The 4,856-nt window shown below is 73.2% G+C and carries 6 protein-coding genes and 1 pseudogene; 6 read left to right on the top strand and 1 reads right to left on the bottom strand.

Features of this window, described 5'->3' with window-relative positions; genetic code table 11:
* The 6 genes from B7767_RS09870 to B7767_RS09845 form a co-directional block, all read left to right on the top strand.
* The coding region (locus tag B7767_RS09870; protein WP_143652319.1) for an ABC transporter permease subunit at positions 1–437 on the top strand (437 nt) is incomplete at its 5' end.
* Complete coding sequence (locus B7767_RS09865) at positions 427–1,395, top strand: ABC transporter ATP-binding protein (protein WP_107485949.1); 969 nt, start codon at positions 427–429, stop codon at positions 1,393–1,395. The genes B7767_RS09870 and B7767_RS09865, both read left to right, overlap by 11 nt.
* Positions 1,392–2,105, top strand: coding sequence for a dipeptide/oligopeptide/nickel ABC transporter ATP-binding protein (locus B7767_RS09860; RefSeq protein WP_085571861.1), 714 nt, complete (start codon positions 1,392–1,394; stop codon positions 2,103–2,105). Before B7767_RS09865 ends, B7767_RS09860 begins: the two co-directional genes overlap by 4 nt.
* Before the next feature lie 217 nt (positions 2,106–2,322).
* Positions 2,323–2,493, top strand: coding sequence for a 50S ribosomal protein L32 (gene rpmF / locus B7767_RS09855; protein WP_085571860.1), 171 nt, complete (start codon positions 2,323–2,325; stop codon positions 2,491–2,493).
* Between the two features lie 5 nt (positions 2,494–2,498).
* On the top strand, positions 2,499–3,668 hold the full coding sequence (locus B7767_RS09850) for a GTP-binding protein (RefSeq protein WP_085571859.1): 1,170 nt from the start codon (positions 2,499–2,501) through the stop codon (positions 3,666–3,668).
* A gap of 41 nt (positions 3,669–3,709) precedes the next feature.
* Positions 3,710–4,129, top strand: a complete 420-nt coding sequence (locus B7767_RS09845) for a Fur family transcriptional regulator (protein ID WP_085571858.1) — start codon at positions 3,710–3,712, stop codon at positions 4,127–4,129.
* Between the two features lie 129 nt (positions 4,130–4,258).
* Here B7767_RS09845 and B7767_RS46265 read toward each other — a convergent pair.
* Positions 4,259–4,856: pseudogene (locus tag B7767_RS46265) on the bottom strand (hypothetical protein); the annotation flags it as partial.

The raw sequence follows: 4,856 nt of genomic DNA, 5'->3' as shown, positions 1-4,856 counted from the left end.
CCCTCGCGGTCGCCCTGATTTCCTGGCCACCGCTGGCCGCGCACGCCGCGGCGCTGGTGCAGGAGGTGCGGGCGTCGGCGTTCCTGACCGCCCAGCGGGCCATCGGCGCCACCCCCCGGTGGATCCTCACCCGGCACGTCCTGCCGTCCGTCGCCGCGCCCGTCGCCCGCCACGCCCTGCTGCGGCTGCCCGGTATCGCCCTCGCCCTGGCCTCCCTGGGGTTCCTCGGTCTCGGCGCCCAGCCGCCCGCACCGGAGTGGGGCCTGCTCCTCGACGAGTCCCGCGCCTATGTGGAGCGGGCCCCGTGGGCCGCCCTCGCCCCGGCGGTGGCGCTGGCCCTGCTGGCGGGCCTGGCGGTCTCGGGCGCGGCGTTCACGCGAGGACGTAGGAGAACCACCCGGGTCCGTGCCACCGAGGAGGCCGTCGTTGGAGTCTGAGGCACTGCTGTCGGTGCGCGACCTGCGCATCGCCTTCGACGGAAACGAGGTCGTACGCGGCCTGTCGTTCGACGTCCGTCCGCACGAAGCGCTCGCGATCGTCGGGGAGTCGGGCGCCGGGAAGTCCCTCACGGCCCGGGCGCTCCTCGGCATGCAGCCCCGGGAAGCGACGACGAGCGGGACCATACGCCCGGACCTGTCGGCCCACCGCGGCCGGCGCATCGCCCTCATCCCCCAGGACGCCCTGTCGGCCCTCTCCCCCGTGCACCCGGTCGGCGACCAACTCGCCGCTGCCGTAAGGTCGGTGGCCCGGGTCTCCCGCAGGGAAGCCAGGTCCCGCGCGGTCGCGGCCCTGGACCGCGTCGGCATCCCCGACGCCGCCCGCCGGGCACGGGCGTACCCGCACGAGTTCTCCGGCGGCATGCGGCAACGTGCGGTCATCGCCATGGCGGCCGTCAACGGGCCGGACGTCCTGGTCGCCGACGAGCCCACGACCGCGCTGGACGAGGACCACCGCGACCAGGTGCTCCAGGTCCTCGCCGAACAGCGTGCGGCGGTCGGGGCGGCACTGGTCCTCGTCACGCACGACATGGACGTCGTACGGGAGCACACGGACCGCGTACTGGTCGTGTACGCCGGGCGGCTCGCCGAACACGGCCCGACGGGCGAAGTGCTGGCCCGCCCGCGCGCCCCCTACACCGCCGGGCTCCTCGCCTCCCTCCCCCGAAACGCGTCCCCGGGCAGCCGCCTGCCCGTCCTGCGCGGCACCCCGCCGGCCCCGGGCACACTCCCGCCGGGCTGCGCGTTCGCCCCGCGCTGCCCGCTCGCGGCGGACGTCTGCCACCGGTCGGACCCTGAACCCCGACAGGCGGACGGACGGCTGGTGGCCTGCCACCGCTGGACGGAACTCCCCCACCCGGCAACCGAACTGTTCAAGGAGGAACGGCACTCCCCATGAGCGATGTCCTGCTGGACGTCCGTGATCTCGTCGTCCGTCACGGCAAGGCCACCGCCGTCGACGGCGTCTCCTTCACCCTGGCCGCCGGCGAGGTCCTCGCCCTGGACGGCCCCTCCGGCTGCGGCAAGTCCTCCACGGCCCTGGCCGTGCTCCAGCTGCGCCGCCCGGACGGCGGCGAGGTCCGCTTCGAGGGCCGGCGGCTGACGGGGCTCACGGAACGCGAACTGCGCCCGGTCCGCCCTCGTATGCAGCCCGTCTTCCAGGACCCGTACGGGTCGCTGAGCCCTCGCCACCGCATCCGCGACGCGGTGGCGGAACCGCTGAAGGCACAGGGCCGCTGGGACCCCGCCGGCGGCCCCGCCCGCGTCGCCGAGCTCCTCGACCGGGTCGGTCTGGACCCGTCGCACGGCGACCGCCACCCGCACGAACTGTCCGGAGGCCAGTGCCAGCGCGCCGGGATCGCGCGGGCACTGGCCTCCGGCCCGCGCCTGCTGGTCCTCGACGAGCCGGTCTCGTCCCTCGATCCGTCGATCCGGGCCGGCGTGCTGAACCTGCTCGCCGACCTCCGGGACGACCTCGGCCTCGGCTACCTGTTCATCTGCCACGACCGGGCGGTCGTGCGGCACTTCGCGGACCGCGTGATCGAGATGCGGGACGGGCGCGTCACCTCCGAGTGGAGTCCTCGGCCACCCGGCGCGGCCCTCCGGTGAGTTGCTCCGAGCCGGGCGCGGTCTTCGGGTCGAAGGCCCACCGCGCGCCGATGCCCCTCGTCAGGATCGTTTCGGTTCGCCGGACCGAACTGTTATCGCATATGAAAATCATTATCGTGTAATGTTGACGCCTGACCGGTGCAGTCGAGGTGTCTCCCCGACCCGCCGGTCGGCGCGTTCCGCGCCGGACAACCGTCCCGACCGAGAGGAACGACCCATGGCCGTGCCCAAGCGCAAGATGTCGCGCAGCAACACCCGTCACCGCCGGGCCCAGTGGAAGGCGGCGACGCCGAATCTGGTGCCGGTCACGGTGGACGGTGTGACCCACCGGGTTCCCCAGCACCTCGTGCCCGCCTACCGGCGCGGTCTGCTGCACCCGGAGGGCTGACGCCGATGCCCACGCAGCGCCTGCCCGTCACCGTGCTCTCGGGCTTCCTCGGCGCCGGCAAGACGACGCTCCTCAACCACGTCCTCACCAATCGCGAGGGCCTGCGCGTGGCGGTGATCGTCAACGACATGAGCGAGGTCAACATCGACGCCGCCCTCGTGCGTGGTGGCGAGGCGGCGCTCTCCCGCACCGAGGAGCGCCTGGTGGAGATGACCAACGGCTGCATCTGCTGCACGCTGCGGGACGATCTGCTGGAGGAGGTCGACCGGCTCGCCCGGGACGGACGCTTCGACTACCTGCTCATCGAGTCCAGCGGCGTCTCCGAGCCGATGCCTGTGGCCGCCACCTTCGCCTTCGCCCGCGACGACGGAGCAGTGCTGGGGGACGTGGCCCGGCTGGACACCATGGTCACCCTCGTGGACGCCGCCGACTTCCTCACCGAGCTGGGCACCGGGGACGACCTCGCCGAACGGGGTCTGGCTCCCTACGAGGACGACGAGCGCACCGTGAGCGACCTGCTGGTCGACCAGGTGGAGTTCGCCGACGTGCTCGTGCTCAACAAGCTGGATCTGGTCGACGACGCCGACGCCGATCGAGTGCGCGGGGTGCTCGCACGGCTGAACCCGACGGCCCGTCTGATCCCCGCAGTGCACGGCCGGGTCGACGCGCGCGACGTCCTGGAGACCGGCCGGTTCGACCTGGAACGTGCACAGCAGGCACCGGGCTGGGTCCGGGAGCTCAACGGCGACCACGTCCCGGAGACCGAGGAGTACGGCATCTCCTCCTTCGTCTTCCGCTCTCCCGTCCCCTTCCACCCCGAACGTCTGTGGAACTTCGTCACCGAGGGCCTGGACAGCGGAACGCACGGCCGGGTGCTGCGCTCCAAGGGGTTCTTCACACTCGCCGGCCGCGAGGGCGTGACCGGTCTGTGGTCGCAGGCCGGGGCCGTGGCCCGCTTCGAACCGTCAGGCACCCGGGACACCGACGCACCCCACGCACAGGAGCTGGTGTTCATCGGCGTCGGCCTGCGGGAACCGAGCCTGCGCGCCGCCCTCGCCGCATGCCTGATGACCGGGGGCGAGACGAGTCCGGTGAACGATCCCTTTCCCGCGTGGGACACCGGGCAGGTGTGCGATCTCGAGCACGGCCACCGGAGTCCGGCGGCGGTTGCCTGACCGGATCACGAGGGCGTCCGGATGCGACGGGAGACACACTCATGTACGGAACGGCCCGCAGCGAGTGGCGCACGACCCCGCGGCGAGCCGCGGTCCTCGGGGCCCTGCACGCCTGCGACGGTTTCGTCTCGGCGCAGACCCTGCATGCCGCTCTGGTCAGGGACGGCGTGGCGGTGGGGCTGACCACCGTCTACCGCACGCTCCGATTGCTGGAGGCGGCCGGGCACGTCGACGTGGTGCGTGACAGTGACGGTGAACGTCTTTACCGGCCCAGGCCGGACGACGGCCACCGTCACTACCTCGTCTGCCGGGAGTGCGGGCTCAGCCTGGCGGTGGACTCCGACGAGGTCGAACAGTGGGTGGTGAGGATCGCGCGCGACATCGGGTTCCACTCGGTGGATCACACCGTCGAACTCACAGGCGTGTGCGACGGCTGCCGCCCCGGGCCGGTCGACCGCTGATCGACGTCTCGCCGACCGTACCCGGGGCGGCCGGTGACGGGCCAGGTACACGGGTGGTCCGGTGAGCCGTTCGGCCGTCGGTGCGCCCCGGCCCTCTCCGGGGGTCCGGGGCGGCGCACCGGCGGGTGCTCACAGCACCTTGAGCTCCGCCGCGCCATCGGCCGCCAGCTCCTCGGTGACCCGCGCGGGGTCGAGCACGTCCGCGGCGAAGTGCACACCGGGAGTGATCGTCCCGTCGAGCATCCGGAGAGCGGCGGCGGCAGCGAGGAACCCGCTCAACTCGTAGGAGTCCGGGGCGCGCAGGACGAGCCTCGCGGTGGGCGGGCCGTCCGTCGCTCCGTCCCAGAGGTGGAACTCCTGTCCGTACCAGGCTCCGTGACGCCGCACGTCCTCGTCGGCCGCCGCGACCAGGTCAGCGGTCTCCGTGCTGTCCAGTGCCCATGCCATGGCCAGTTCCTCGGCCAGGCGCCCGCCGCCGAAGACGGTGTACCAACGCACCCTGCCGATGTCCGTGGCACGGGCCAGCCGGACGGCCTCGGTGGACAGGAAGGGGAAGGCGTCGACGGGTGCGGGGAAGGCGTCGAGTCGCACCCCCCGGCGGGGGGCCAGCGCACGCTCCCGCACCCGGCCCTCGTACCAGGCGGCCGGCGTGCCGTGCTCCGGTCCGCGGCCGAGCAGCACGTCGCCGGCGGCGGCCGGGGTGAGCGGCGCGACGCCGCCGACGTAG

The organism is Streptomyces sp. 13-12-16, from assembly GCF_002114215.1.
GTDB lineage: Bacteria > Actinomycetota > Actinomycetes > Streptomycetales > Streptomycetaceae > Streptomyces.
The sequence above is the reverse complement of the archived record's forward strand: the minus strand, read 5'-3'. Positions and strand labels throughout refer to the sequence as shown.

Bases quoted from the DNA above. Each gene is read 5' to 3' on its own strand.
- B7767_RS09860 (WP_085571861.1), top strand. From the start codon at position 1,392: ATGAGCGATGTCCTGCTGGACGTCCGTGATCTCGTCGTCCGTCACGGC.
- rpmF (WP_085571860.1), top strand. From the start codon at position 2,323: ATGGCCGTGCCCAAGCGCAAGATGTCGCGCAGCAACACCCGTCACCGC.
- B7767_RS09850 (WP_085571859.1), top strand. From the start codon at position 2,499: ATGCCCACGCAGCGCCTGCCCGTCACCGTGCTCTCGGGCTTCCTCGGC.
- B7767_RS09845 (WP_085571858.1), top strand. From the start codon at position 3,710: ATGTACGGAACGGCCCGCAGCGAGTGGCGCACGACCCCGCGGCGAGCC.